26 protein-coding genes are annotated in these 25,415 nt (G+C 72.9%); 13 read left to right on the top strand and 13 right to left on the bottom strand.

The genetic code is table 11. From position 1 onward, the window contains the following. Positions 1-26 precede the first annotated feature (26 nt). From ABD332_RS28970 to ABD332_RS28985, 4 genes are all read right to left on the bottom strand, one after another. The gene (locus ABD332_RS28970; protein ID WP_344505420.1) at positions 27-1,067 is read right to left on the bottom strand and encodes an ABC transporter permease; all 1,041 of its coding nucleotides are present in this window, start codon (positions 1,065-1,067) and stop codon (positions 27-29) included. A 2-nt stretch (positions 1,068-1,069) separates the two neighbouring features. Continuing rightward, complete coding sequence (locus tag ABD332_RS28975; RefSeq protein WP_344505421.1) at positions 1,070-2,611, bottom strand: sugar ABC transporter ATP-binding protein; 1,542 nt, start codon at positions 2,609-2,611, stop codon at positions 1,070-1,072. A 28-nt stretch (positions 2,612-2,639) separates the two neighbouring features. Then, positions 2,640-3,707, bottom strand: a complete 1,068-nt coding sequence (locus ABD332_RS28980; RefSeq protein WP_344505422.1) for a sugar ABC transporter substrate-binding protein — start codon at positions 3,705-3,707, stop codon at positions 2,640-2,642. 74 nt (positions 3,708-3,781) lie between these two features. Continuing rightward, the gene (locus ABD332_RS28985) at positions 3,782-4,549 is read right to left on the bottom strand and encodes a DeoR/GlpR family DNA-binding transcription regulator (RefSeq protein WP_344505423.1); all 768 of its coding nucleotides are present in this window, start codon (positions 4,547-4,549) and stop codon (positions 3,782-3,784) included. 342 nt (positions 4,550-4,891) lie between these two features. Here ABD332_RS28985 and ABD332_RS28990 point away from each other — a divergent pair, with 342 nt between their 5' ends. From ABD332_RS28990 to ABD332_RS29030, 9 genes are all read left to right on the top strand, one after another. Continuing rightward, a complete protein-coding gene (locus ABD332_RS28990) occupies positions 4,892-5,473 on the top strand; it encodes a glucose-6-phosphate isomerase family protein (protein WP_344505424.1) in 582 nt (193 codons plus the stop codon). Next, positions 5,460-6,143 carry a deoxyribose-phosphate aldolase gene (gene deoC / locus ABD332_RS28995; protein ID WP_344505426.1) on the top strand — a complete coding sequence of 228 codons (684 nt, stop codon included), beginning with the start codon at positions 5,460-5,462 and terminating at the stop codon, positions 6,141-6,143. Before ABD332_RS28990 ends, deoC begins: the two co-directional genes overlap by 14 nt. Further along, positions 6,143-7,093, top strand: a complete 951-nt coding sequence (locus tag ABD332_RS29000; RefSeq protein WP_344505427.1) for a hypothetical protein — start codon at positions 6,143-6,145, stop codon at positions 7,091-7,093. Before deoC ends, ABD332_RS29000 begins: the two co-directional genes overlap by 1 nt. Before the next feature lie 2 nt (positions 7,094-7,095). Continuing rightward, the gene (locus ABD332_RS29005; protein ID WP_344505702.1) at positions 7,096-7,884 is read left to right on the top strand and encodes an MBL fold metallo-hydrolase; all 789 of its coding nucleotides are present in this window, start codon (positions 7,096-7,098) and stop codon (positions 7,882-7,884) included. After that, positions 7,881-8,750: an SIS domain-containing protein gene (locus ABD332_RS29010; protein ID WP_344505428.1), complete on the top strand. Its 870-nt coding sequence runs from the start codon at positions 7,881-7,883 to the stop codon at positions 8,748-8,750. The genes ABD332_RS29005 and ABD332_RS29010 overlap by 4 nt, the downstream gene beginning before the upstream one ends. Then, a complete protein-coding gene (locus tag ABD332_RS29015) occupies positions 8,747-10,237 on the top strand; it encodes an FGGY family carbohydrate kinase (RefSeq protein WP_344505429.1) in 1,491 nt (496 codons plus the stop codon). The genes ABD332_RS29010 and ABD332_RS29015 overlap by 4 nt, the downstream gene beginning before the upstream one ends. An 18-nt stretch (positions 10,238-10,255) precedes the next feature. Continuing rightward, the gene (locus ABD332_RS29020; RefSeq protein WP_344505430.1) at positions 10,256-11,110 is read left to right on the top strand and encodes a class II fructose-bisphosphate aldolase; all 855 of its coding nucleotides are present in this window, start codon (positions 10,256-10,258) and stop codon (positions 11,108-11,110) included. Then, positions 11,107-12,012 (top strand): NAD(P)-dependent oxidoreductase, encoded by a 906-nt coding sequence (locus ABD332_RS29025; RefSeq protein WP_344505432.1) that lies wholly within the window; start codon positions 11,107-11,109, stop codon positions 12,010-12,012. Before ABD332_RS29020 ends, ABD332_RS29025 begins: the two co-directional genes overlap by 4 nt. Positions 12,013-12,126: 114 nt before the next feature. Continuing rightward, positions 12,127-12,276, top strand: a complete 150-nt coding sequence (locus ABD332_RS29030; RefSeq protein WP_344505433.1) for a hypothetical protein — start codon at positions 12,127-12,129, stop codon at positions 12,274-12,276. 6 nt (positions 12,277-12,282) lie between these two features. Here ABD332_RS29030 and ABD332_RS29035 read toward each other — a convergent pair whose 3' ends face one another. Genes ABD332_RS29035 through ABD332_RS29050 form a run of 4 tightly spaced genes read right to left on the bottom strand, consistent with a single transcriptional unit; the run spans position 12,283 to position 17,447 of the window. Next, positions 12,283-12,759: a (2Fe-2S)-binding protein gene (locus ABD332_RS29035; RefSeq protein WP_344505434.1), complete on the bottom strand. Its 477-nt coding sequence runs from the start codon at positions 12,757-12,759 to the stop codon at positions 12,283-12,285. Positions 12,760-12,770: 11 nt separating this feature from the next. Then, positions 12,771-15,026 carry a molybdopterin cofactor-binding domain-containing protein gene (locus tag ABD332_RS29040; RefSeq protein ID WP_344505435.1) on the bottom strand — a complete coding sequence of 752 codons (2,256 nt, stop codon included), beginning with the start codon at positions 15,024-15,026 and terminating at the stop codon, positions 12,771-12,773. Continuing rightward, on the bottom strand, positions 15,023-16,222 hold the full coding sequence (locus tag ABD332_RS29045) for an oxygenase MpaB family protein (RefSeq protein ID WP_344505436.1): 1,200 nt from the start codon (positions 16,220-16,222) through the stop codon (positions 15,023-15,025). Before ABD332_RS29045 ends, ABD332_RS29040 begins: the two co-directional genes overlap by 4 nt. A 16-nt stretch (positions 16,223-16,238) precedes the next feature. Then, the gene (locus ABD332_RS29050) at positions 16,239-17,447 is read right to left on the bottom strand and encodes an oxygenase MpaB family protein (RefSeq protein WP_344505437.1); all 1,209 of its coding nucleotides are present in this window, start codon (positions 17,445-17,447) and stop codon (positions 16,239-16,241) included. 157 nt (positions 17,448-17,604) lie between these two features. On the opposite strand from ABD332_RS29050, the gene ABD332_RS29055 reads away from it, so the two are divergent. Both ABD332_RS29055 and ABD332_RS29060 read left to right on the top strand, forming a co-directional pair. Next, a complete protein-coding gene (locus ABD332_RS29055) occupies positions 17,605-18,243 on the top strand; it encodes a TetR/AcrR family transcriptional regulator (protein ID WP_344505438.1) in 639 nt (212 codons plus the stop codon). 4 nt (positions 18,244-18,247) lie between these two features. Next, a complete protein-coding gene (locus tag ABD332_RS29060; protein WP_344505439.1) occupies positions 18,248-18,661 on the top strand; it encodes an AMP-binding protein in 414 nt (137 codons plus the stop codon). Here the strand turns inward: ABD332_RS29060 and ABD332_RS29065 are convergent. The 4 genes from ABD332_RS29065 to ABD332_RS29080 are packed head-to-tail and all read right to left on the bottom strand — an operon-like array spanning position 18,624 to position 22,736. Beyond that, on the bottom strand, positions 18,624-19,757 hold the full coding sequence (locus tag ABD332_RS29065) for an acyl-CoA dehydrogenase family protein (protein WP_344505440.1): 1,134 nt from the start codon (positions 19,755-19,757) through the stop codon (positions 18,624-18,626). The genes ABD332_RS29060 and ABD332_RS29065 overlap by 38 nt on opposite strands. A 9-nt stretch (positions 19,758-19,766) precedes the next feature. Continuing rightward, positions 19,767-20,795 carry an LLM class F420-dependent oxidoreductase gene (locus tag ABD332_RS29070; protein ID WP_344505441.1) on the bottom strand — a complete coding sequence of 343 codons (1,029 nt, stop codon included), beginning with the start codon at positions 20,793-20,795 and terminating at the stop codon, positions 19,767-19,769. Next, entirely contained in the window at positions 20,795-21,901 is a 1,107-nt protein-coding gene (locus ABD332_RS29075) for a CaiB/BaiF CoA transferase family protein (RefSeq protein WP_344505442.1), read from the bottom strand. Before ABD332_RS29075 ends, ABD332_RS29070 begins: the two co-directional genes overlap by 1 nt. Before the next feature lie 55 nt (positions 21,902-21,956). Beyond that, positions 21,957-22,736 carry an enoyl-CoA hydratase-related protein gene (locus ABD332_RS29080; protein ID WP_344505443.1) on the bottom strand — a complete coding sequence of 260 codons (780 nt, stop codon included), beginning with the start codon at positions 22,734-22,736 and terminating at the stop codon, positions 21,957-21,959. A gap of 43 nt (positions 22,737-22,779) precedes the next feature. On the opposite strand from ABD332_RS29080, the gene ABD332_RS29085 reads away from it, so the two are divergent. Next, positions 22,780-23,448, top strand: a complete 669-nt coding sequence (locus ABD332_RS29085) for a GntR family transcriptional regulator (RefSeq protein ID WP_344505444.1) — start codon at positions 22,780-22,782, stop codon at positions 23,446-23,448. Between the two features lie 187 nt (positions 23,449-23,635). Beyond that, positions 23,636-23,959, top strand: coding sequence for a hypothetical protein (locus tag ABD332_RS29090; protein WP_344505445.1), 324 nt, complete (start codon positions 23,636-23,638; stop codon positions 23,957-23,959). On the opposite strand, the gene ABD332_RS29095 is transcribed toward ABD332_RS29090, so the two are convergent. Next, the gene (locus ABD332_RS29095; RefSeq protein ID WP_344505446.1) at positions 23,944-25,368 is read right to left on the bottom strand and encodes an aldehyde dehydrogenase family protein; all 1,425 of its coding nucleotides are present in this window, start codon (positions 25,366-25,368) and stop codon (positions 23,944-23,946) included. The two genes, ABD332_RS29090 and ABD332_RS29095, sit on opposite strands and share 16 nt — an antisense overlap. Positions 25,369-25,415: the final 47 nt, after the last annotated feature.

The following is a 25,415-nucleotide window of genomic DNA, read 5'->3' on the forward strand; positions in this document are numbered from 1 at the left end:
GGGTCCTTTCGGAGAACGGAGCCGGCTCAGCGGCCGGACAGGAAGCGCTGGCGCAGCGCGGCCGGGCTCAGGTGGCGCAGGTTGCCCTGCCGGCCCTGGTCGAACAGCGCGGCCAGGACGATGACCAGGCCGATGCTGAGCTGCTGCAGGAACGGGGAGAGGGCGAGCAGGATGAACGCGTTGCGCAGGACGCCGAGCAGGCAGGCGCCGAGGAACGCGCCGATGATGGAGCCGCGGCCGCCGGAGAGGCTGGCCCCACCGATGACCGCGGCGGCGATGACGTCGAGCTCGTAGCCCGTGCCGGCCTGCGCCTCGGCGACGCCGACCTGGGTGGAGAAGATGATGCCGGCCAGGCCCGCGAGCAGGCCGATGAGCACGAACGTGAGGATGCGGGTGCGCCCGACCGGGATGCCGCCGGTGCGGGCGGCGGCGTCGTTGTCGCCGATCGCCGTGACCCGCAGGCCGAAGACGGTGCGGGTGAGCAGCAGCTGGCCGAGGAGGACCAGCACGATGAAGATGATGACGCTGACCGGGACGCCGCCGAACACCCGGCCCTGCCCGATGAATGACAGCTCGGAGGGCATCGACTGGGGCAGGCCGCCGGTGACGAGCTGGGTGAGGCCGCGGGCGATGGACAGCATGCCGAGGGTCACGATGAACGAGCTGACCCGGCCGATGACCACGACGGTGCCGACGAGCAGGCCGCAGACGCCGCCGACCGCGATGCCGGCGAGCATGGCGATCCACGGGTTGGCGCCGCTGCCGTAGACGGAGCCGGCGGTGACCGCGGACAGCGCCAGCACGGAGCCGACCGACAGGTCGATCTCCTTGGCGATGAGCACGAACGTCTGGCCGACGGCGATGACACCGACCACGACGACGGTCTGCAGGACGTTGTAGAGGTTGTCCGTGCGCAGGAAGTTGCTGTTGAGAAGGCTGACGACGAAGCCCAGCAGGATGATCACGCCGAGCAGGCCGGTCTCCTGCCGCTTGAAGACCGCGCGCGCGACGTCCTTCGCGGAGCGGCTGCGCGGCGGGGCCGGTGCGGTGACGGTGGGGGCAGACATGCTCATCCTTCGGTCGATCCCATGGCGGCGGCCACGATGGGCTGCGGTCCTGCGGTGTTGGGGGCGTCGAGGGTCAGCCGGCCCTGGCGGACCACCACGACGCGGTCGGCCAGCTCCACGACCTCCTCGAGCTCGGAGGAGATGAACCACACGGCGAGGCCCTCGGTGTGGGCCAGCTCGCGCAGGGTCGCGTAGATCTCGGCCTTCGTGCCGACGTCCACGCCGCGGGTCGGCTCGTCGAGGATCAGCACCCGCGGCTTGGCGGCCAGGGCGCGGGCCAGCAGCACCTTCTGCTGGTTGCCGCCGGACAGCGAGGTGATCGGCGCCTCGGTGGAGGCGGTCTTCACCCCGAAGCGGCGGGTGAGCTCGCGCGCCGCGGCGTTGGTGCGCCGGGCCGACACGAAGCCGAACGGCCCGAGCGTGGACAGGATGCGGACGGTGAGGTTGTAGCCGACCGTCTGGGCGTGGAAGACCTCGGTCCGCCGCTCTTCGGCGACGTAGGCGATGCCGAGCTTCTGGGCCCGCCCGGGGCCGGAGATGCGGGCCGGGCGGCCGCCGACCAGGACCCGGCCGCCGCTGATGCGCCGCGCGCCGATGACCGCCTCGGCGATCTCGGTGCGCCCGGCGCCGACCAGACCGGACATGCCGAGGATCTCGCCGCGGCGCAGCGCGAAGCTCACGTCGGCGAAGCCCTCGCCCGAGAGGTTGGCGAGCTCAAGCGCGACCTCGGCGTCCCGGGCGTGCGCGACGGCGTCGCGGCGCTCCGCGACGGTCTCCGCGACCACGGCCCGCTTGCGCTCGCCGGCCATGAGCGCCACGGCCCGCTGCTCGTGGATCTCGGTCGGGTCGCCGGCCGCGACGAACGTGCCGTCACGCAGCACGATGACGTGGTCGACGATCGAGAACACCTCGGCGAGGCGGTGGCTGACCAGCACCACCGCCACACCGTCGGCGCGTAGCCGCCGCACGACGCTGAACAGCCGCTCCGACTCCTCGTGGGTGAGGCTGGAGTTGGGCTCGTCGAGGAACAGCACCTTGGGCTGGCGGGACAGGGCCCGCACGATGTCCACCATCTGCCGCGACGCGGCCGACAGCTCGCGGCACAGCGTCGCGGGGTCCGGCAGGTAGTCGGTCATGCCCAGGTCGCGCAGCAGCTCGCGGGCCCGGGCGACGTTCTCGCCCCGGCGGGCGGCCGCGTAGGCGGGCCGCTCGCCGAGGTCGTAAAGGAACAGGTTGTCGGCGATGGTGAGCTCGCTGATGAGCAGCGGCTCCTGGTGCACGACGACGACGCCGGCTGCGATCGCCTCGAGCGGCGAGCCGAAGCTCACCTCCTGCCCGGCGAGGGTGAGCCGCCCGCGATCGGGGCGCATCTCGCCGGAGCAGAGCCGGATGAGGGTGGACTTGCCTGCGCCGTTCTCGCCGAGCAGCCCGGTGACCTGCCCGGCCGGGAAGGCCAGCGACACGTCGCGCACGGCCCGGACGGCACCGAACGATTTCGCCAGGCCGGCGACTTCGAGGGCCGCCGGCTTCTCAGTGGTCGTCATGCTTGCCACAACCTTCAGGTGCTGCCGGTCAGGAAGCGCCCGGCGTGCCCAGCGGCACGGAGGACGGGTCGTGCTGGGCCAGGTTGTCCTTGGTCACGAACGGGGCCTCGGCCTCCTGGCTGACCTGGTCCGGGTTCTTGCCGGTGACGGCGGCGTTGTACAGCTGGATGGCGACGTTGTAGCCCTGGCCGAACGCGTCCTGGCCGATCACGCCGTACATCGAGCCGTTCTTGATCGCGTCGATGTTCTCGGTGGTGATGTCGAAGCCGATGACCTTGACCGTGTCCTGCTTCTTGGCGGCGGCGACGGCCTGCGCGGCGCCGAACGGGCCGCCGGCGGTGGCGTAGATGCCGACCAGGTCCGAGTTGGACTGCAGGTAGTTCTGCGCGGCCGTGAAGGTGTTGGAGGCGGAGTCCTTGGCCTCCACGCCCTGCCCGACGAGGGTCAGGCTGGAGCCCTGCAGGCCGTCGACGAAGCCCTTGCGGCGCTGCTCGGAGCCCGGGGCGGTGAACTGGCTGACGATGATGCCGACCTTGCCGGCCTTGCCGCCGGTCGCCTTGATCATCTCCTTGGCCGCGGTCTGGCCGGCCTTGTACTGCTCCTGCGCGTAGTTGACCGTGCCGCCCGAGGAGCCGACGCAGTCGAACAGCGTGTTGTACGCGCCGAGCTTGTTGCCCTTGGCCGACAGCGTCTTGATGTCGGCGCAGTTGCCCTCGCCGGCGATGAAGAAGCCGATGCCCTTGTACCCCTGCGCGTCGGCGCCCTTGATCGCGCTCGACACCGTCTGCACGTCGATGTTGTCGCCGGCGACGATCCAGTCGACCTTGCCGTTGCGGGAGGCGAGCACCCGGTTGGCGTAGTCCGCTCCCGACTTCACCGACACCCAGTACGGGTTGTTCGCGAAGCCGATCATCGCCACCTTGACCTGGCTGCTGGGCTTCTGGTCGGTCGGCGCGGGCCGGCCGCTGATGACGTCGGACGGGCCGGAGGCGGCCTTGCTGTCATCGCCACCACCGCAGGCGGCGGCGAGCATCGCGACGGCCACCAGCACGGCGGTGCCGCGCGTGACCGACCGGATCCCGGTGCGTAGGTTCATCTGTCCTCCAAGGGGTGTGTGCGCCCATGCGGCCGTGCGGGGCCTTGGGATGCGGTGTTTCGGGGGGTCGTGGTTCAGCCGCCGGCGAGGCGGACCTCGGTGCCCAGGGCCCGGATCTCCTCGACGACGGTGGGACTGAGGCCGCTGTCGGTCACGACGAGGTCGATGTCCTCGATCGAGCCGTAGCGGCAGGCGGCCTGGAGGCCGAACTTGCTGTTGTCGGTGAGCAGCACCGACTTCTGCGCGGAGGCGAGGATGGCCGCCTTGACGGCCGCCTCGGCCGGATCGGGCGTGGAGAGGCCCCACGCCAGGTCGATCGCGTTGGCGCCGACGAACGCGACGTCGAAGCGCAGCCCGGCCAGGCGTTCCAGGGCCCAGGTGTCGACCTCGGCGTAGCTTGCCGGGCGCACCCGGCCGCCGATCGTCATCACCGTGGAGTGACCCAGGTCGGTCAGGGCGAGGGCGATCTGCAGGGCGTTGGTGACGATGAGCAGGTCGCCGCGGTCCGGCAGGAGTGCGGCGAGGTGGCCCGTCGTGGAGCCGGCCTCGATGAAGATGGCGCCGAAGGGCGGGATCTCCTCGGCCGCGGCCCGGGCGATGGCGATCTTCTCATCGCGCCGCTCGGCGATCCGGTTGGAGACGCGTCCCTCGGCGGCGAGCGTCGCGCGGGCCACGGCGCCGCCGTGCACCCGCTGCAGGTCGCCCGCGGCCTCCAGCGCTGACAGGTCGCGGCGGATGGTCTCGGCGTTGACCGAGAAGCGGCTCGACAGCTCGGCTGCCTGCACGCGCCCGCTGCTGCGGACGATCTCGGTGATCTCGCGCCGGCGCTCGGCCGCCTGCATCGCGCCACCTCCCTTCCCTGCCGTCCGCACGGAGTGCCCTGTGGATTTCCGTGTGGGGGTTGTGGGTGAACCCACATCACTTGTGGAGCCACACTACATCCGGTCCGGAAGTTGTCAACGCAAGATTTTGTGATCGTTACGTACGCGTGTCAGCTCCGCCCGAATGTGTGTGCGCTTATGTCCGGTTACATGGGCTTTTAGCCAGGTGGCCGGTCGCAATGTCGTGGAACTTCACTACATTCGAGGTGGCTTTTTGTAGTGGATTCAACTTCCACGTGACACGGTCTTGTAAGTTTGCTACAAACTGAAGCCAGCAAGCACCACGTACGACGGAGGAGCACGGTGAGCGAAGTGCGCAGCGGCCCCGAACTGGTCGTCACGCCGGACGGGCTGACGAACCGCACGGGCCGGTACGAGAAGAGGCTGGCCGACCTCGACGGCCTCTTTGCCGACGCCGGGGCGTTCGCCGCCCGCCTGGCCCAGGAGGCCGACCGGGTCATCTACCACGTCGACGAGTTCCGCCCGTCCGAGGCGGCCGGCGACCTCATCACCGGCATCTCCACGCTCTCGCCGGGCAAGGTCGGCGACGAGTTCCACATGACCCGCGGGCACATCCACGCCCAGCACGACCGGACCGAGATCTACCACTGCCTGGCCGGGCACGGCCTCATGCTGATGGAGACGCTCGACGGGCAGACCGTCGTCACCGAGCTGCGGCCGGGCGTCATCGCCTACGTCCCGCCGGTGCACATCCACCGCAGCGTCAACGTCGGCGACACCGACCTGGTCACCGTCTTCTGCTACCCGGCCGACGCCGGGCAGGACTACGGCATCATCGCCCGCGCCGGCGGCATGCGGCACCTGGCCGTCGACGACGCCGGGGAATGGCGCCTGAAGGAGAACCCCAACTATGTCGCCCGATGAGCTGACCGGCCGCGCCCTGGCCCGCATGGTCGACATCAGCGCGGTCCAGGCCCAGCACGGCCGCGCCGACGTCGAGGCCCTTGCCCGGCACGCCCTCGAGGGCGACTTCGTGGCCGCGCACGTGCTGCCGTCCTGGCTGCCGGTGCTGCGCCCGCTGCTGGCCGGGTCCACCACCAACGCCGGCTCGCCGGTCGGGTTCCCCTCCGGCGGCTCGGCCACCCCGATCAAGGTCGCCGAGGCAGGGTGGCTCATCGAGGCCGGCGTACAGGAGATGGACGTCGTCATGAACATCGGCCTGGTGCGCTCGGGCGAGCTCGCCGCGGCCGGCCGGGACGTGGCGGCGGTGCTGTCGGCGGTCGGCGGCGCGGTGCCCGTGAAGGTGATCCTGGAGGTCGGGCTGCTCGACGAGGGGCAGCTCCGCGACGCCGCCCGCGCCGCCCTGGACGCCGGGGCCACCTCGCTCAAGACCGGCACCGGCTGGCAGGGCGTGGCCACCACCCCGCGGCACGTCGAGATCATGCGCGCGGCCGCCGGCCCCGGGCCCGAGATCAAGGCCTCCGGCGGCGTCCGCTCGCTGGAGCAGATCCGCGCGCTGATCGCCGCCGGCGCCACCCGCTTCGGCATCAACACCGCCGTCGCCGTGCGGCTCGTCGCCGAGGCCGGCGCCTGATGCCCACCGTCCTCACCCCCGCCACCCTGGTCCCTGCCACCGCGCCGACCATGTACTTCGTCGGCGTCACCACCGGCTCCTCCGCCATCCACCGCGTCTTCGCCGCCTGGCGCCCCCTGCTCGGCCTCGACGGCGTCGACCTGACCGGCATCGACATCCCCGTCGGTGCGCCCGCCGCCGACTACCGCGCGGTCGTGGCCCACCTGCGCGACGATCCCCTCTCCCGCGGCGCCCTGGTCACCACCCACAAGCTCGACCTCTACGCCGCCACCCAGGACCAGCTGCGCGGCGTCAACGGCGACGCCGCGCGGCTGCACGAAGTCAGCGCCCTCGTCGCCGGCGACGGCCGCATCGACGGACTGGCGCTGGACACCATCACCAGCGAGCTGTCACTGCACGCGATCGTGCCCGCCCTCGCCGGGCGCGACGTGCTCGTCATGGGCGCGGGCGGCGCCGCCCTCGCGCTGTGCGACTACTTCGCCCACCGGTCCGGCCCCGACGCCCCCGCGAGCGTCGTCGTCACCGACATCGCCGAGGAGCGCCTGACCGCCATCGTCAAGGCGACCGCCGGGGGCGACCCGGGCATCGCCTGGCAGTCCCGCCTGCTGGCCCGCGGCGACAACCACGACGCGCTGCTGGCCGAGCTGGCCCCCGGCGCGCTCGTGGTCAACGCGACCGGGATGGGCAAGGACCGGCCCGGCTCGCCGCTCACCGACGCGGCCGTCTTCCCGCGCGGCGGGGCGGTCTGGGAGTTCAACTACCGCGGCGAGCTGGGCTTCCTGCGCCAGGCCCGGGCCCGCGCCGCCGCCGACGCGCTCACCGTCGAGGACGGGTGGCGGTACTTCGTGCACGGCTGGACCCGCGCCATCGACGCCGTCTTCGACCTCGGCCTGCCGACGGAGGGCGCCGGCTTCGACCGGCTCTACGCCGCGGCGCAGGAGGTCCGGTGACCATGCTGGCCCGCTGGCTCGGCCAGGCCGGGTTCGTGCTCACCGCGGGGGTGGCGCAGCTCGCCGTCGACCCGTACCTGTCCGACTCACTCGCCGAGAAGTACGCCGGGCGCCTGTTCCCGCACACCCGCATGCGCCCCGCCCCGCTCGCCCCGCGGCAGCTGCCGCCGCTGGTCGCCGTGGTGTGCACCCACGCGCACACCGACCACATGGACCCCGCGACCCTGACCCCGCTCATGGCAGACCAGCCGCGGCTGCGCCTGGTCTGCCCGCGCGCCGTCATCGGGGAGGCACTGCGCCGCAGCGGCGCGGACGCGTCCCGGCTGGACCCGCTGCGCGCAGGCGAGCAGACCGGCTACGGCCCGTTCGCGATCAGCGCGGTGCCCTCCGCCCACGAGGAGCGCGAGCTCGACGAGCACGGCGACGACCGGTTCCTCGGCTACGTCATCGACGCCGCCGGCACCCGGGTCTACCACTCCGGCGACTGCGCGCCCTGGGACGGCCTGGCCGAGTGGCTGGGGTCCATGGCCGTCGACGTGGCGCTGCTGCCGGTCAACGGGCGCGACGCGCACCGCCGCGACAACGGCGTGCCCGGCAACTTCACCTTCGAGGAGGCCGTGCGGTTGTGCGCCGCCGCCGGGATCGGCACCCTCGTCCCACATCATTGGGGCATGTTCGCCTTCAATTCCGCCGACCCGGCCGGGTTCGACTTCGGCCTCGCCGGGCGCCTCGGCGTCACCGTCCAGCTGCCGGTGCACGGCGCCACGATCATCCTGCGGGGGCGTCGATGAACGGCCCGGCCGGCGGCCCCGTGCTCGTCCGGATCAACCAGCACCTCGACCAGCTGCGCCGCTCCGAGCGCAAGGTCGCCGACGTGGTGCTGGCCAACCCGCGCGGCGTGGTGCAGATGACCCTGGCCGAGCTCGCCGAGGCGGCCGGGGTCAGCCAGCCCACGATCGTGCGCTTCGCCAACGCCATCGGCTGCGACGGCTTCCACGACTTCCGCATCCAGCTGGCGCAGAGCGTCGCGCTCGGCGTGCCGGCCACCCAGTCGGTCATCGAGGCCCAGGACGACACCGCCACCACGGTCGGCAAGATCTTCGACTTCTCCATCACCTCGCTGGACCACGTGCGCCGCCACCTCGATCTCGACGCGATCGGCAGGGCCGTGGACACCCTCGCCTCCTGCTCGAACATCGTGTTCATCGGCCTCGGCGCGTCCGGGATCGTGGCGATGGACGCCGAGCAGAAGTTCCCGCTCTTCGGCGTGCCGTGCTCGGCCCAGATCGACACCCACCAGCAGTTCCTGGCCGCCTCGACCAGCCGGCCAGACACCGCGTTCGTGGCCATCTCCAACACCGGCCGCACCGTGTCCATCCTCGACACCGTGCGCGTCGCGCGGGAGCGCGGCGCCACCGTCATCGGCATCACCGGCGGCCCGTCGCCGCTGGCCGACCTGTCCAACATCGCCATCCTCGTCGAGTCGCTGGACAACACCGACGTCTACACGCCGACGATCTCGCGCCTGGCCCAGCTCGTCGTCGTCGACATCCTCGCCACGATGGTGCTGCTGCGCCGCGAGGAGTCCGCCCTGGAGGACATCCGCACCATGAAGACGCGGCTGTCCCGGATGCGATCGGGGATGCCGCGCGCATGACGACGCTTGATGTGGTCCTCGCCTTCGACCTCGGCACCGGCGGCTGCAAGGCCGCCCTCGTCGACGCCTCCGCGCGCGTGCTCGCCACCGCGTTCGTCGCCTACCCGACCGACTATCCGGCCCCGGGTCGCCACGAGCAGCGCCCGGCCGACTGGTGGGCCGCCCTGGCCGCCGCGACGAGCCGGCTGCCGCTGTCCGGGCACCGGGTCCGGGCCGTGGCGCTGTCGGGGCACAGCCTGGCGATGGTCCCGGTCGACACGGACGGCGCGCTGTTGCTGGAGTCCGTGCCCATCTGGTCGGACGTGCGCGGCGAGGCCGCCGCGACGGCCTTCTTCGGGCACCTGGCCGAGCACGACTGGTACGCGTCCACGGGCAACGGCTTCCCCGCCGGCATGTACACCGTGTTCAAGGCGGCCTGGCTGCGGTCCGGGACACCGCTGGGCCCCCGGGTCGCACGCATCCTGGGCAGCAAGGACTGGATCAACGCCCGGCTCACCGGCGTGCAGGCCACCGACCCCAGCTACGCCTCCGGGTCGGGCGCCTACGACCTGCAGACCCGCACCCTGCGCCCGGACGTGTTCACGGCGCTCGGCGTGCCGGCCGGCTGGTGGCCCGACATCGTCGCCTCCACCGCGGTCGTCGGCACCGTCACCGCGGCGGCCGCCGCCGAGACCGGCATCCCGGCCGGGGTGCCCGTCGTGGCCGGCGGCGTCGACAACTCCTGCATGGCCCTCGGCGCCGGCCTGGACCGGCCCGGCGCCGCGTACCTCTCCCTGGGCTCGTCCAACTGGGTCACCGTCGCCGGCGCCGAGCCGGTCCTCGACGCCGTGCAGCGGCCGTTCGTCTTCGACCACGTGCTGCCCGGCCTGTACGTCTCGGCGCTGTCCACGTTCGGCGGCGGCAGCAGCCTCACCTGGCTGGCCGGCCTGCTCGGGCGGGACGGCGACCTCGACGCGCTGCTGGCCGAGGCGGCCGAGGCCCCCGTCGGCGCCGCCGGCCTGACCTGCGTGCCGACGCTCGCCGGCGGCACCGTCGTGGAAGGCGGCCCCTCCGTGCGCGGCGCGTTCCTCGGGCTCGACCTCGGCCACACCCAGGGCCACGTCGCCCGCGCCGTCGTGGAGGGCATCGGCTTCAGCCTGGCCGACGCCGCCGCGGTGATGCTCGCCGGCGCGCCGCCCGGCGCCCCGATCACCGCCGTCGGCGGCGGCGCCCGCGGCGCCCTCCTGCTCCAGGTCCTCGCCGACCTGCTCGACCGGCCCGTCACCCGCCCCGCCGACGTCCAGCACTGCGCGGCGCTCGCCGCGGCGGCCCTGGGCTGGCTCGGCATCGGCGCCTGGGACTCGACCGCCCCGCTGGCCGCCGGCACCGAGGCCGGCGAAACCGACGTCGTCGCCCCGCGCGCCGGTGCGGCCGCCGACTACGCCCTGCCCCGGGCCCGCTTCCACGCCGCCCGCGCGGCCGTGCGGGCCCAGTCCGAAGTCACATAACGCTCTTGGAGTTCCACCGTGCCCCTCGCTGATCCACGCCCCATCCTCGCCGCCGCCCGCGCCAGCGGGCACGGCGTCGGCGCCTTCAACACCACCCTGCTCGAACACGCCGAGGCGCTCGCCGCCGGCGCCGACGCGGCCACGGCGCCGCTCATCATGCAGATCAGCGAGAACGCGGTCCGCTACCACGGCTCCCTGCGCCCGCTGGCCCTGGCCGCCCGGGCCCTCGCCGAGGCCGCGACGGTGCCGGTCGTGCTGCACCTGGACCACGCCGAGGACGTCGACCTGGTCCACGAGGCGGTCGACCTGGGCTTCACCTCGGTCATGTTCGACGGTTCCCGGCTCGACGACGCGCGCAACCGGGCCGTCACGGGCGAGGTCGTGGCCTTCTGCCACGCCGCCGGGGTCGCGGTCGAGGCCGAGCTGGGCGAGGTCGGCGGCAAGGACGGCGTGCACGCCCCCGGGGTACGCACCGACCCCGGCGACGCCGCCGCGTTCGTGGCCGACACGGGCGTGGACTCCCTGGCCGTGGCCGTCGGCACCTCGCACGCCATGGCGACCCGCAACGCCGTCGTGGACGTGGAGCTGGTCGCGGCGATCGCGGCCCGGGTGCCGGTGCCCCTCGTGCTGCACGGCTCCTCCGGCGTCGACGACGAGACGCTGGCCCGGGCGGTGACCGCCGGCATGACGAAGGTCAACATCGCCACCCACCTCAACAAGTGCTTCACCGCCGTGGTCCGCGCCCGCCTGGAGGCCGACCCGAAACTCATGGACGCCCGCAAGTACGTGGCGCCCGCCCGCGACGTCATGGCCGCCGAGGTCACCCGCCTCATCCGCGTGCTCAACCCCGTCGCGCCGGTCGTGGCCGTATGAAGGTCCTGGTCACGCCGCGCAGCATGTCGGCGGCGGGCTCGCCCGCGCTGGACCGGCTCAGCGCCGCCGGCTACGAGATCGTCACCCCGTCGCCCGGGCGCCAGCCCACCACCGAGGAACTGCTCGACGCGGTGCCCGGCGTGGTCGGCTGGGTCGCGGGCGTGGAGCCGATCGGTGCCGAGGTCCTGGCCCGCGCCGACCGCCTCCGCGTCATCAGCCGCAACGGGGCCGGCAGCGACGCGATCGACGCGCGCGCCGCGGAGGCGCACGGCGTGCGGGTCATCACCGCCCGGGGCGCCAACGCGCAGGGCGTCGCCGAGCTGGCCCTGGCGCTGACCCTGATGGGCCTGCGCGGCCTGCCCGAGGCGGCCGAAGCGCTGCGCTCGGGCACGTGGCAGCGCAGCACCGGCCGGGAGGCGGCCGGGCGCAGCCTGGGCATCGTCGGCTACGGCGCGATCGGGCGCCGCCTCGCCGGGCTGGCCCGCGGGCTCGGCATGACCGTGATGGCCCACGACCCGTTCGTCGACGTCGCGGACGTGCCGCTGGTGTCTCTCGACGTGCTGCTGCGCACGAGCGAGGTCGTGTCCCTGCACGTGCCCCCGTCCCCGGACGGGCCGCTGCTCGGCGCGGCCGAGCTGGCCCTGCTGCGCGACGACGTGGTGCTGCTCAACACGGCCCGCTCGACGCTGGTCGACGAGGCCGCCCTGCTGGCCGAGCTGCGCGCCGGGCGGATCGCGCTCTACTCGGTCGACGCCTTCGAGCGCGAGCCGCCGGAGCCCTCCGAGCTGCTGCGTCAGCCCCGGGTGGTGCCGACGCCGCACCTGGGCGCGGCCACGGCCGAGAGCTCACGCCGCGCGGCCGAGGCCGCGGTGGACAACCTCCTCGCCGCCCTCGCCGCGTAGCCGCCGATCGCCCTCAGCAAGGGCAAGGACAACGTCGCATTCCTCAGTTCGATCGACGAGGAGCTGGCGATCGGCAAGGAGTGTCTGGCGGCGCTGGAGCCGCCGGCCGGCAAGGTGCAGCAGGCCGAGCTGCGGCAGCCGCTTGCCAACCTGGTGAGCGAGCTCAAGCAGTACACCGCCCGCAACGACGGCGTGAAGATCGGCGACATCTACACCAAGGCGAACGCGGCGATGGCGGCCCTGTCGATCCAGTGCCCGAGCTGACGAGGGCTACATTCGCTTCGCGGCGTCCTTGATGGCGGCGCGGATGCGGGGGTACGTGCCGCAGCGGCAGATGTTGCGCAGGGTGTCGAGGTCCGCGTCGGTGATGTCGCGGCCCTCGGCGGCGGTGCGGCGGACGAGGTCGACGGCGGCCATGATCTGGCCGGGCTGGCAGTAGCCGCACTGGGCCACGTCATGGTCGAGCCACGCCTGCTGCATGGGGTGCAGGTCGCCGCCGGCGGTGGCGGCCAGGCCCTCGATGGTGGTGACCTCGTCGGTGGGGGCGAGGTCCTTCACCGGGATGGCGCACGGGTTCACGGCCCGGCCGTTGAGGTGGCTGGTGCAGGCCTTGCAGACGTTGATGCCGCAGCCGTACTTGGGGCCGGTGATCCCGAGGAGGTCGCGCAGCACCCACAGCAGGCGCTCGTCGTCGGCGGCGTCGACGGTGACCTGGGAGCCGTTGACGCGGAAGGTGTGCTGGGGCATGCGAGCGGCTCCTAGGCAAGCCCGTCGGTGGGCGACGGCGGGATCGGCGGGACGGTCGGCTTGGGGGTGAAGGACAGCGTGCCGTGGTTGATCGGGAACGTGGTCGGCATGGTGCCGGTGGCCCGGCCGTAGGCGCACGCGACCGCGGCCATCGAGGCGGCCACGCCGAGCTCGCCGGCGCCGCCGGGCTGGTCGGACGTGCTGGGCATGACGATGACCTGCAGGTCGGGTGGGGTGTTCCACTGGCGGGTGTAGAAGTAGTTGTCCCAGCTGGCCTCGAGGAAGTACCCGTCGCGCAGGTGCAGGCTGGACGTCAGCGCCAGGGCGATGCCGTCCATGACGCAGCCCATCATCTGCGCCTCCAGCCCGCGCGGGTTGACGGCGAGGCCGACGTCGACGGCGACGACCGCGCGGGTGACGCGGGGACCGGCGACGCCGTCGCGGACGGGGCGGTTGACGGTGGCGGGGCGGCAGTCGAGCTCGACGAGGACGGCGCTGACGGCCTTGTACTCGGCGTGGAACGCGATGCCCTGCGCCACGCCGGCCGGTAGGGAACGGCCCCAGCCGCCGGCGGTGGCGACCCGGTCGAGCACGGCGCGGGAGCGGTCGTCGCGCAGGAAGGCCCGCCGGAACTGGTACGGGCCCCGGCCCATGCGGGCGGCGAGCTGGTCGACGACGAGCTCGCGGGCGCAGGTGACGTCGGGTGAGTAGACGTTGCGCATGCTGCCGGTGTTGAAGCCCTTGTCGGTCTCGTTGAGCAGCCGGCTGGTGACCCCGAAGTCGTAGGACATCGTCTGGCTGAGCTGGAAGAACGTCTCGGAGAAGCCGATGTCGCCGACGGGCAGCCGGGCGGCGAAGGCGGTGATGATCTCGCCGAGGCCGTGGCTGAGGTCGGTGGCGACGCTGGTGTGCCGCTGGTCGTAGGTGAGGACGGTGTTGCCGAGGTACGCGGCGCGCACCCGCGACGTCGCCATCGGGTGCACGCGTCCCTGGCGGGAGTCGTCGGCGCGGTGCCACATGAGCTTCACCGGCCGGCCGATCTTCTGGGACACCTCGGCGGCCTCGAGGGCGGCGTCGAAGAACAGTTTGCGGCCAAACGAGCCGCCGCCCTCGGTGACGTGGACCGTGACGGCACCGGCCGGCAGACCGAGCTTGGCGGCGATCGCCTGCTTGGCGACGATCGGTGCCTTGAGCGCCGACCAGATCTCGGCGCGGCCGGCGCGGACGTCGGCGATGGCGCAGTTGGGCTCCAGGGCGCTGTTGTTGCGGAAGTGGAAGGTGAAGCGGGCGTCGACGACCGGGGTCGGCGGCCGCAGCCCGATCGGCAGCTCGGCGAGGGCGAGCTCCTGCCGGATGGTCTGGTCGGACTTGCCTTCGGCGGTGCCGGGCCGCCAGGTGACGCGCAGGGCGCGGACGGCGTCGATGCACTGGCCGAACGTCTGGGCGCGGACGGCGACGCCGGTGCCGATGACGACGACGTGGGTGACACCGGGCATCGCCTGGACCTCGGCGAGGTTGGCGACCGAGCCGACCTTGCCGTTGATGGTCGGCGGGCGGCAGACCATGGTCGGCTTGGCGTCGGGGACGTCGAGGTCCATGGCGAAGCGCTTGCGGCCGGTGACGGCGTCACGGGCGTCGACACGGTTGTGGGGCTTGCCGATGACGGTGAAGCTCTCGCGGGCGGTGAGCTCCACCGCCATCTGCGTCGTGCGGGCGCTCGCCGCCGCGACGGCGAGCGCACCGATGTCGACGTGCCGGCCGGAGCGATCGGTGATCACTCCGGCCCGCAGGGTCAGGTCGGCCACGGCGGTGCCGAAGGACACCGCGGCGGCCTGCAGGAGCCGGGTCCGGGCGATCGCGGCGGCGACCCGGATCGGCGTGTAGGTGGCGATGGTGGTGTTGGATCCGCCGGTCAGCTGGTTGAACAGCAGCTCGGGCCGGGCGTCGGCGAGCGTCACCCGCACCCGCTCCAGCGGCACGGACAGTTCCTCGGCGATCAGCATGGCGGTGGAGGTGGTGATGCCCTGCCCGACCTCGGCGCGGGGCAGCGCGAACGACACGGTGCCGTCCGGGGTGACCTCGACGGAGATGAGGCCCGAGGTCGGCAGGGCGGCCACGGTCATGAGGTCGTTGAGGTCCACGATGTCGGTGATGTCGGCGGCGGCAGCGGCGGCGGGTGCCGGGGCATCCAGTGCGGCGGCGGTCACCAGTACAGGAGCGGCGACGACGAAGCCGATGAACTGCCGCCGCCGGATGCCCTCGCTCACGACGGCCGGTTGATGGTGGGGATCTCGATCTTCGTCTCCTGACCCTTGGTGAGGTAGAAGAGGATGTACTGGCGGACCGCCTCGTCGACGACCCACGCGGCGGCGGGGACGAGCGGCAGCGGCATGAGGCCCTCGCGGAACCTCACGAGCGGCGGCCAGACGGTGGCGATCAGCGGGTCCCACACCGGCTCGCGCGGGATGGCGTCCCAGTCGGCGACCTGGTTGCCCACGAGGTACCGGGCGAGCGCGTTGCACAGCGGCCGGCTGACGCTGCCGGGGCTGGTCTGCTCGGCGAGCTGGCCGAGCAGGACGTCGGTGAGGATGACGCCTTCCGGGGTCGGTCCCATGTTGCGGGGCAGGACCTGGTCGGACTGGGCGTTCGCGGCGGTCCACGTGGCGGGGATGTACTCGTCGCGGATGCCGAGCAGGTGCGCGGTGACCTGCCAGACGTGCAGGTAGGCCTCGGCGTCGGCGGCGGGGATCGGCACCTTCCACTCGCGCATCTTGCGCATCGCGAAGGTCGGCAGGGTGTGCCAGGTGACGAGCATGTCCTCCTGGCTGATCGGGATGGTGCCGTCCCAGTGCGGGGACTGCTGCAGCAGGTGCCGGACGGCGGCGTGCACGAGCCGGGTCTTGACGGCGTTGACGATGCAGTTGCCGTCGGGGCGGTAGGCGTTGAGCGCGCCGACGGCGAAGCCGAGGATGCTCGTCTTGGCGACGCGGTCCTCCATGTCGGCGCCACCCTTGGAGTAGTAGACCGCGCGGGCCTCCTTGGGGATGGCGGTGCTCAGCATGCCGCCGCCGACGCCGTTGAGCAGGTTGAGGTAGAGGCCGCGGGACTTGTTGAAGGTGGCGGCGGCCTCCAGCTTGCCGCGGTCGGCCCAGTCCGGCAGCTGCCGCGCGTGGTCGATGAACGCCTTCACGTCGGCGGGCAGGCCGGCGGGCGTGGGCTGGTCGTTGCGGGTCCAGTCCCACAGCAGCCGGTTGACCTCCGGGACGCCGCCGCGGTCGAGCAGCGACGCGACGAGCGGGTCCGCCTCCTCGTCCCACACCCAGCGCGGGTCGGCGCCCACGCCGGCGCCGGCGATCGACCCTTCGGGGGCCCAGGTCCAGGCCGGCGTCGCGACGCTCAGCGCGCCGAGCGCCCCGAGGGCGCCGCCGGCCATCAGCACTTTGCGTCTGCTCAATTCCGTCATATCGATGATGTCCAATTCATGAAGGGCGGTTGGTCTGCGGGATCTCGATGCTGATCGGGCCGGCTTCGGACAGGAACAGCAGCGCCGCCTTGCGCAGGAACTCGTCGAAGAGCCAGTACGCCTGCGGGGCGAGCGGGAAGGGCAGCAGCCCTTCGCGGACGGCGATGAACGGCCCCCAGGCGACCTTGAGCAGCGAGTCCCAGACCGGCTCGCGCGGGATCCGCAGCCATCCGGCGATCTGGTCACCGAGCATGAAGCGGGTGAAGGAGCCCAGGATCGGCTTGGTGAGGATGCCGGCGTCGACGACGGCGCCCAGGCTGAGCAGGATGTCGGCGAGCTTGATGCCCTCCGGGGTCGGCGCCAGGACCGGGGTGAGGACCTGGGCGGCCTGCGAGTTGGCCTCGGCCCACGACGCGGGGATGTACTCGTCGCGGATGCCGAGCATGTGCGCGCCGACCTGCCACGAGTGCAGGAACGCGTCGGACTCGGCGGCGGGGATCGGCACCCGCCAGTCGGTCAGCTTCTGCATCACGGTGGTGGGCAGGCTGTGCCAGGTGACCATCATGTCGCGCTGGCTGATCGGGATCTGCTCGTCGGCGGCGCCCGGCCAGTACGGCGACTGCGGCAGCAGGTGGCGTACGGCGGCGTGGACGAGGCGGGTCTTGACGCAGGTCACGATCATCTCGCCGTCGGGCTGGTAGGCCTTGAGCGAGCCGATGTCGTAGCCGAGCTTGGCGGTCTTGGAGATGCGGTCCTTCATGTCCGCGCCGCCCTGGGAGTAGTACACGGCCCGGGCCTCGTGCGGGATGACGGTGCTCATCATTCCGCTGGCCAGGCCGTACAGGACGCCGAGGTAGAGGCCGCGCTTGCGGTTGAACTCGACGGCCAGGGCCAGCTTGCGCTGGTCGGTCCACGCGGGCAGCTGGCGGGCCCGCTCCATGAAGTCGCGCAGGTCGGCCGGCAGCCCGTCGGGCAGCGGTTGGCCGTTCTTCTTCCAGGTGCGCAGCAGCGCGTTGACCTGCGGCACGTCGCCGCGGTCGAGCAGCGACGCGACCAGCGGGTCGGCCTCGTCGTCCCACACCCAGCGCGGGTCGGCGCCGGGTCCCGCGCCGGCCACCGACCCGGCGGGCGACCAGCTCCAGGCCGGCGTGGCGACGCTCAGCGCGCCGAGCGCGCCCAATGCAGTGCCGGTGGTCAATACCTTGCGCCGGCTGATGTTGCCCATGCCTTCGCCTCCTTCGAGTACCGGACCGGCAGTGATACGATGAAACGCATCCCGCGTCCGTGTATCATCGATGACAACACATGGTGTCGGTAATCACAAGGCATCCAGTGACATCGACTGCCGGGCAGGGCAGAATCGGCACCAGCAGGAGGTGATCGTGGACCCGGACCAGTCGTTGCTGGAGCGTGCCTACCTCGACGCCGTCGAGCGCGTCGACGACCTCGACGAGGCCCGCGGCCGCATCCTCGACGCGGCCTACGAGCAGTTCTGCCGCATGGGCATCCAGCGCTCCACCATGGAGGACGTGGCCCGGCGGGCCCGCGTCTCCCGGATCACCGTCTACCGGCGGTTCGCCACCAAGGACCTCCTCGTCGAGCACGTCGTGCGCCGCGAGTTCCGGCGCTACTTCGAGGTGTTCCTCACCGACATCCAGCAGGCCGAGACCGTCGCCGACCGGGTCGTGTTCGGGTTCGTGAGCTCGCTGCGGGCGATCCGGCGCAACCCGCTCATCGGCGGGCTCATGGCCGCCGAGCCCGACCTGCTCATGCCCTCGATGCTCGGCGACGGCGGGCAGACCCTCGCCACCGTGCGGCAGTTCGTCGCCGGGCAGCTGCGCCAGGAGCAGCGCGCCGGCAACCTGCCCGGCGACCTCGACGCCGACCTCGTCGCCGAGATGATGGTCCGGGTCTCCGCGTCGTTCCTCGCGATCCCGAGCAAGGTCGTCGACCTCGACGACGAGGAGCAGCTGGCGGCGGTCGCCCGCCAGTTCCTCGTGCCGATGCTGCGCCCGGAATGAAGCCATGGACGCCGACCTTCCCCCCGAGGTGGCACTGCTCGCCCGCGGCCTGACCCGGATCGGGCTCAGGCCCGGCGGCCGGCTGCTGATCGTGCTGCCCGGCCGGGCCGAGCAGTGGCTGATCGACCTCGCCGCCGCCTCGCTCGGCGCGGTGCCCGCGGCGGTCGACCCGGCGACGCGCCCCGACCGGCTGCGGCACCTCGCCCGGCACGCCGCACCGCAGCTGCTCGTGCTGGAGAGCGCCGCCGAGCTGGCCAGATGGCGGCCGATCCTCGCGGACCTGCCGAGCCTGCGCCGGATCGTCCTCGTCGACGATCCGGCGCCGCACGAGCTCAGCCTCGCCACGGTCTCCCTGACCCAGGTGCGGGAGGCGGGCCTGCTCACAGCCCCAGCGACCGGCCGATCACTTCCTTCATGATCTCCGTGGTGCCGCCGTAGATGGTCTGCACCCGCGAGTCCAGGAACGCCTTCGCCACCGGATATTCGCGCATGTACCCGTAGCCGCCGTGCAGCTGCAGGCACCGGTCCACGGTGCGCTGCTGCAGCTCCGTGCACCACCACTTCGCCATCGCCGCCGTCTCGGCCGTCAGCGTCGGCTCGACCAGGCAGCGGTCCACGAAGACCCGGCCGAGGCGCAGCTCCGTCGCCAGCTCCGCCAGCACGAACCGGTTGTGCTGGAAGCTGCCGATCGGCTTGCCGAACGCCTGCCGCTGCCGGCAGTACGCCACGGTCTGCTCGAACACGGCCTCGGCCGCGGCGAGCGCGGCGACGGCGATCGACAGCCGCTCGAAGGGCAGGTTCCGCATGAGGTACGCGAAGCCCTGCCCCTCCTCACCGAGCAGGTTCGCGGCCGGCACCCGCACGTCGGAGAAGAACAGCTCGGCGGTGTCCTGCGCCTTCTGCCCGATCTTGTCGAGGTTGCGGCCCCGCTCGAAGCCGGCCATGCCGCGCTCGACGACGAGCAGACTGATCCCCCGGTGCCCCGCCGCCGGGTCGGTACGGGCGACGACGATGACGAGGTCGGACAGGATGCCGTTGCTGATGAACGTCTTCTGCCCGTTCACGACGTACGTGTCGCCGTCGCGCACCGCGGTGGTGGTGATGCCCTGCAGGTCGCTGCCCGCACCCGGCTCCGACATGGCGATGGCGGTGATGATGTCGCCGGAGCAGAAGCCCGGCAGCCACCGCCGCTTCTGCTCCTCGTCGGTGAGGTCGGTGAGGTACGGGCCGATGATGTCGTTGTGCAGGCCGAACGCGGGCCCGGTCGCGCCGGCGCGGGCGAGGCCCTCGGTGAGGACGGCGCTGAACACCCGGTCGGTGACGCCGGCGCCGCCGTAACGCTCGTCGACGAAGAACCCGAGCAGGCCCGCGGCGCCGGCGGCCCGCCACACGTCCCGGTCGACGACCCCGTCGGCCTCCCACCGCTCGTGGTGCGGGGCGATCTCCTTGTCGATGAACGCCCGCACCAGCTCGGCGAACGCCCGGTGCTCGGCGGTGAAGACGGTGCGCTCCACGGTGACTCCCTACTGGGTCATGGCTTTGACGGCGGCGATCAGGCGGCGCGGGTCGGGCCCGAGGGGCGTCACGTTGAGGATCGTGACGCCGGCGTCGCGGTATGCCCGCACCCGGTCCCGGACGTAGCTCTCCGGCCCGATGAGGCTGGTCCGTTCCAGCAGCTCCGCCGGCACGGCGGCGGCCGCCTCCTCCTTGCGGCCGGCCAGGTACAGCTCCTGGATTCGGTCGGCCTCGGCGGCGAACCCGTACCGGCTGACGAGGTCGTGGTAGAAGTTGCGGTCCTTGGCGCCCATCCCGCCGACGTAGAGCGCGATCAGCGGGCGGGCCAGGTCCCGCAGCCCGGTGACGTCGTCGCCGATCGCGAGCGGCCCGCCGGCGGCGACCTCCAGCGGCCCCAGCGCCGGGTCGCGTTTCTCCCGGCCGGCGGCCAGGGCGGGGCCCCACACGTCGGCGGCGCGGGAAGGGTCGTACAGGAACGGCATCCAGCCGTCGGCGAGCTCGGCGGTCATCCGCACGTTGCGGTCGCCGAGCGCCGCGACGTAGATCGGGATGCTGTCGCGGACCGGGTGGCTGAGGATCTTCAGCGGCCTGCCGAGGCCCGTCCCGGCGCCGGGCGGGAGCGGCAGCTGGTAGGCGCCGTCGTTGACGAGGGTCTCGCGGCGCCACACCCTCCTGCAGATGCCGATCAGCTCGCGGGTGCGGGCGAGCGGCCTGTCGTACGGGACGCCGTGCCAGCCCTCGACGACCTGCGGCCCGGAGGCGCCGACGCCGAGGATGGCGCGGCCGCCGGAGACCGCGTCGAGGCCGGCCGCGGTCTGCGCGATGAGCGCGGGGGTCCGGGAGTACAGCGGCAGGATCGAGGATCCGATGCTGAGCCTCGTCGTCTTCGCCGCGAGGTAGCCCATGACGGTCGGCGCGTCGAACCCGTACGCCTCGGACACCCACACGATGTCGAGCCCGTCGTCCTCCCAGGCCGCGACGCGGTCGGCGGCCGTCCTCGGGTCGGCGTCCACCGGGAGTGCGGTGGCAATGCGCATCAGGAGCCTCCCAGCCAGTCCTTGAGTACGTCGTCGGTGTGCTGCCCGGGCACCGGTGGCAGGCCACCGATCGCGCCCGGGGTCTGCGAGAAGCGGGGCGCGGCGGCGGGCTGCACGATGCCGTTGTGGACCTCGAAGGTGCCGCGCGCGACCAGGTGCGGGTGGCCCGCGGCCTCGGCCAGGGACAGCACCGGCGACACGCACGCGTCGCTACCGTCGAACACCGCGGTCCATTCCGCTCTGGTACGGGTGGCGAATACCGCTGTGAGCCGCTCCCGTAGTACGGGCCAGCCCTTGACGTCGTGCTGGGCGGGCAGGTCCGGGTCGGCGTCGAGGCCGAGCAGGCGCAGCAGCTCGGCGTAGAACTGCGGCTCCAGGGCACCGACGGCCATGTGCCCGCCGTCGGCGGTGGCGTAGACGGCGTAGAACGGGGCGCCGCCGTCGAGCAGGTTCCGCCCCCGCTGCGGGCGCCAGGCGCCGGTGGCGAGGAACCCGGCGAACATCGTGGTGAGGTGCGCGGTGCCGTCGACGATCGCGGCGTCCACGACCTGCCCCACGCCCGTGGTGCGGGCGACGTGCAGCGCGGCGAGGCAGCCGACGACGAGGTACAGCGAGCCACCGCCGAAGTCGCCGACGAGGTTGAGCGGGATCTGCGGCGGGCCGTCGGCGGCGCCGATCGGGTGCAGGGCGCCGGCGAGCGCGATGTAGTCGACGTCGTGCCCGGCGGTCTGCGCGAGCGGGCCGTCCTGGCCCCAGCCGGTCATCCGCCCGTACACCAGGGCCGGGTTGCGCTCCAGGGCCGCGTCCGGGCCGACGCCGAGGCGTTCGGCGACGCCGGGGCGCCAGCCTTCCACGACGATGTCGGCCTTCGCGGCGAGATCGAGGACCCGGCCGGCGCCGGCGGGGTCCTTGAGGTCGACGACGATCGAGCGCTTGCCGCGGTTGAGCAGGTCGGTGCGGGGGTCGCCGGCGGCCAGCGGGCCGGGCTCGGGGCGGTCGACGCGCACGACGTCGGCACCGAGGTCGGCCAGCAGCATGGCGGCGAACGGTCCGGGCCCGATGCCGGCGAGCTCCAGGACCCTGACACCCGTGAGCGGTCCGGTCATGCCGCCACCTCCGCTGCGCTGCCGATCCGCAGTTCCTCCGCTGTACTCCGGCCGCTCATGCGTCCCACCTCGGTGTGCTGCCCTGTACCAACGCTGCCGCCGCGGCACGGAAGTCCGGGCCTGACAGGGACTCCCCCATCAGGCGGACGGCGTCGGCGGTCGCGTCCTGTGCGGTGCTGTCCAGGCCGGCCCACACCTGGCGCCGGATGATCGCCATCGACGACGGCGCGCAGTGCACGGCGAGGTCGGCGGCGTAGGCCTGGGCGGCGGGCAGGACCTCGGCGCGGGGCAGGACCCGCTGCGCCAGACCCATCCGCTGCGCCTCCGCCGCGTCGATCTTGCGGCCGGAGACGAGCAGGTCCATGGCGTTCCCGACGCCGATCAGGCGGGGCAGTAGCCAGGCACTGCCGTATTCGGCGATGAGGCCGAGCCGGCTGAACGCGGTGGACAGGCGCGCCTCGGCGGCGAGGAACCGCACGTCGGCGTAGAGGGCGTGGACGAGCCCGAGGCCCGCGGCGCCGCCGTTGACCGCCGCGACGATCGGCGTGCCGAGGGTCAGCGGCAGGTGCGGCGCGAAGCCGAGCTCGTGCAGCAGCCGGTCGCGGTGCCCGGGGTCGAGCAACGCCTGCAGCGCGGCAGGGTCGGCGCCGGCGCAGAACCAGTCACCGGCGCCGGTGACGACGATCGCGCGGATCGCCGGGTCGTCGTCGGCCGCCTTGAGCGCCGCGTAGTAGTCGCGGAACATCTCCCACGTCATGGCGTTACGGTGGTCCGGCCGGTCGAACCAGATCGTGCGTACGCCGTCGCGGGTCTCGACCCGCAGGGCACTGCTCATCGCGCTCCCTCTTTGACTTTTGACATTTGATACTATTGCGGGCATGTCCAAGCTGTCAGACGGCCGCCCGCAGTTGTCGGAGACCGTGGCGAGCCTGCTGCGGGACCGGATCATGTCCGGCCAGCTGCGCCCCGGCTCGCGGATCCGGCTCGAGCAGGTCGCCGAGGAGACCGGGCTGAGCATCACCCCGGTCCGCGAGGCGCTGTTGATGCTGCGCGCCGAGGACATGGTCGAGCTGCAGCCGCGCCGCGGGCACGTGGTCGCGCCGCTGTCCCGGCAGGACATCATCGACGTCTTCGGGCTGCAGGGACACATCGCCGGCGAGCTGGTCGCCCGGGTCGCCACCGTCATCACCCCGGCACAGCTGGACGAGCTGCGCGCGGTGCACCAGCGGCTGGCCAAGGCCGCGCAGGCGCGGCAGGCGAGCAAGGTGGAGCAGCTGGAGTTCGAGTTCCACCGCGGCATCAACCGGCTCGCCGACGCCCGCAAGCTGTCGTGGCTGCTGCGGGCCGCGACCCGCTACACGCCGACCCGCTTCTACGCCGCCGACGCCGCCTGGCGCGCCGCCATGGTCACCGACCACGAGACGCTGCTGGCGGCCCTGGCGGCCAACGACGCCGACGCGGCCCGCCCCGTCATGGCCCGCCACTTCACCGACGGCGCCGAGCGCCTGGTGAAGCACCTCGACGACCTCGGCCTCTGGACCGCCTGACCTGGCATTTTGCCGCCCACCGACACCCGTCACGGTGAGTGATATCGTGACAGCACGCGTGACCTGCCGGTTTGGAAAGATGCTGTAAGGTGCTCTGAGAGCGGAACGCAGCACACCGGAATCCACCCGATCACGGCATGCCGCCTCGCCACTGGACGAGCCGCTGGACGGCCTGCCGGACTGGCTTTTGGACGACCCGCCCGCCCGGCGCAGCGCCGCACCGACCCGCTCGACGTCCGGCGTGCCGCCGGCGAACGGCGACCGCGACGCCTCGAGGAGCTCGGGCGGGGCCGCGCTGCTGGACGGGCTACCGGACCGGCTGCCGGACGACCTAGCGGACGGGCTTTGGGGCGGCCCGCCGGACCGGCTGCTGAACGATCTGGTGGAGCTGAACGATCTGGTGGACAGGCTTTGGGGCGGCGGCCCGCCGGACCGGCTGCTGGACGACCGGCCTGCCCGGCCGCTGGACTGGCTTCGGCTTCGCAACGGCCGACCTCACCCGCGCCCGTGACGCAGCTTGAACATGGCCAGCGACGTGCGCATCGCCTTCTCGGCGGGCTGCAGGGTCAGCAGGTCGATCGGCGGCCGGAAGCGCTGCCACGTCACGGACTTGGCCCGGCTGAACTCGCGCAGCCCGTCGGCGCCGTGGACCCGGCCGAAGCCTGAGTCGCCGACGCCGCCGAAGGGCAGCGCGGGCACGGCGGCGTAGCCGAGCACCGAGTTGACCGAGACCGCGCCCGCCCGCAGGCCCGCGGCGAGCGCCCGGCCGGTCGCGCGGCGGCGGGTGAAGATGGAGCCGGCCAGCCCGTAGGCAGTGGCGTTCGCGCGGCGCAGCGCCTCGTCGGCGTCGGCGACCCGGTTGACGATCAGCACCGGCCCGAACGTCTCCTCGGTGACGGCGGCGCTGTCCTCGGGGACGTCGGCGAGCAGGACCGGGTCGACGAACGGCGGGCGCACCGAGGCCGCGTCGCCGACGACCGCCCGGCCGCCGCGGTCGATCGCGTCGGTGATGTGCCGCCGGACGATCTCCGGCTGCGTGGGCGTGGTCATCGGGCCGTACGGCGCGTCGGCCTCGGCGCCCGGCCGCACCTCGCGCAGCAGCGGGGTCAGTTCGGCCAGGAACGCGTCGTGGACGGCGTCGACGACGTAGATGCGCTCGACGCCGGCGCAGGTCTGGCCCGCGTTGCCGAGGCCGCCGAACACCGCGGCGCTCGCCGCGGCCGGCAGGTCGGCGTCGGCGGTGACGATGAGCGCGTCCTTGCCGCCGCCCTCGATGACGACCGGGGTGAGCCGCTCCGCGCAGGCCGCCATGACGCGACGGGCCGTGGCCGCGGAGCCGGTGAACGCGATCTTGTCCACGCCCGCCCGGCACAGCGCGGCGCCGGTCGCGCCGTCGCCGGTGACCACCTGCAGGACCGGGTGCTCCGGCACCAACGAAGACCAGAGCGAGGCGAGCCACGACCCGACGCCGGGCGTGAACTCGCTGGGCTTGAACACGACCGCGTTGCCGGCGGCGAGCGCGTGCGAGATGGAGCCCATCGGCGTGTAGAAGGGGTAGTTCCACGGGCCGATCACACCGACCACCCCGAACGGCACGTACTCGACGGTGCTGGCCTGGTTGAAGGCGAGCATGCCCGAGGACACGGAGCGGCGCCTGAGCACGCGGCCGGCGTGGCGGGCGGCCCAGTCGAGGTGCTCGACGGTGAGCATCACCTCCAGCAGCGCCCCCGCGAGAGGCTTGCCGGTCTCCTCGCGGATCAGCGAAGCGAGCTCGGTGACCCGCCGGGCGATCGACGCCTTGAACGCCAGCAGATGGTGCCGCCGCTGCCGGGCGGTGAGGCCCGCCCACCAGCCGGCGGCGGCGCGGGCGCGCTCCACCGCCGCCTCAACAGCCACCTCGTGCGCGACGGTCGACGTCATCGAGACCTCCCTGACATTTGATATTCGATAGTTTAGCCTCGGTGTCA

The sequence above is a fragment of the Dactylosporangium maewongense genome (assembly GCF_039531485.1).
Classification (GTDB): Bacteria; Actinomycetota; Actinomycetes; order Mycobacteriales; family Micromonosporaceae; genus Dactylosporangium; species Dactylosporangium maewongense.

Coding starts and splice junctions, on each gene's coding strand:
- ABD332_RS29095 (WP_344505446.1), bottom strand. CDS start 25,368: ATGACGTCGACCGTCGCGCACGAGGTGGCTGTTGAGGCGGCGGTGGAG.
- ABD332_RS29035 (WP_344505434.1), bottom strand. CDS start 12,759: ATGCCCCAGCACACCTTCCGCGTCAACGGCTCCCAGGTCACCGTCGAC.
- ABD332_RS29015 (WP_344505429.1), top strand. CDS start 8,747: ATGACGACGCTTGATGTGGTCCTCGCCTTCGACCTCGGCACCGGCGGC.
- ABD332_RS29005 (WP_344505702.1), top strand. CDS start 7,096: ATGCTGGCCCGCTGGCTCGGCCAGGCCGGGTTCGTGCTCACCGCGGGG.
- ABD332_RS28975 (WP_344505421.1), bottom strand. CDS start 2,611: ATGACGACCACTGAGAAGCCGGCGGCCCTCGAAGTCGCCGGCCTGGCG.
- ABD332_RS29000 (WP_344505427.1), top strand. CDS start 6,143: ATGCCCACCGTCCTCACCCCCGCCACCCTGGTCCCTGCCACCGCGCCG.
- ABD332_RS29075 (WP_344505442.1), bottom strand. CDS start 21,901: ATGACCGGACCGCTCACGGGTGTCAGGGTCCTGGAGCTCGCCGGCATC.
- ABD332_RS29045 (WP_344505436.1), bottom strand. CDS start 16,222: ATGACGGAATTGAGCAGACGCAAAGTGCTGATGGCCGGCGGCGCCCTC.
- deoC (WP_344505426.1), top strand. CDS start 5,460: ATGTCGCCCGATGAGCTGACCGGCCGCGCCCTGGCCCGCATGGTCGAC.
- ABD332_RS29080 (WP_344505443.1), bottom strand. CDS start 22,736: ATGAGCAGTGCCCTGCGGGTCGAGACCCGCGACGGCGTACGCACGATC.
- ABD332_RS29085 (WP_344505444.1), top strand. CDS start 22,780: ATGTCCAAGCTGTCAGACGGCCGCCCGCAGTTGTCGGAGACCGTGGCG.
- ABD332_RS28970 (WP_344505420.1), bottom strand. CDS start 1,067: ATGTCTGCCCCCACCGTCACCGCACCGGCCCCGCCGCGCAGCCGCTCC.
- ABD332_RS29070 (WP_344505441.1), bottom strand. CDS start 20,795: ATGCGCATTGCCACCGCACTCCCGGTGGACGCCGACCCGAGGACGGCC.
- ABD332_RS29025 (WP_344505432.1), top strand. CDS start 11,107: ATGAAGGTCCTGGTCACGCCGCGCAGCATGTCGGCGGCGGGCTCGCCC.
- ABD332_RS29050 (WP_344505437.1), bottom strand. CDS start 17,447: ATGGGCAACATCAGCCGGCGCAAGGTATTGACCACCGGCACTGCATTG.
- ABD332_RS29010 (WP_344505428.1), top strand. CDS start 7,881: ATGAACGGCCCGGCCGGCGGCCCCGTGCTCGTCCGGATCAACCAGCAC.
- ABD332_RS28985 (WP_344505423.1), bottom strand. CDS start 4,549: ATGCAGGCGGCCGAGCGCCGGCGCGAGATCACCGAGATCGTCCGCAGC.
- ABD332_RS28980 (WP_344505422.1), bottom strand. CDS start 3,707: ATGAACCTACGCACCGGGATCCGGTCGGTCACGCGCGGCACCGCCGTG.
- ABD332_RS29060 (WP_344505439.1), top strand. CDS start 18,248: ATGGACGCCGACCTTCCCCCCGAGGTGGCACTGCTCGCCCGCGGCCTG.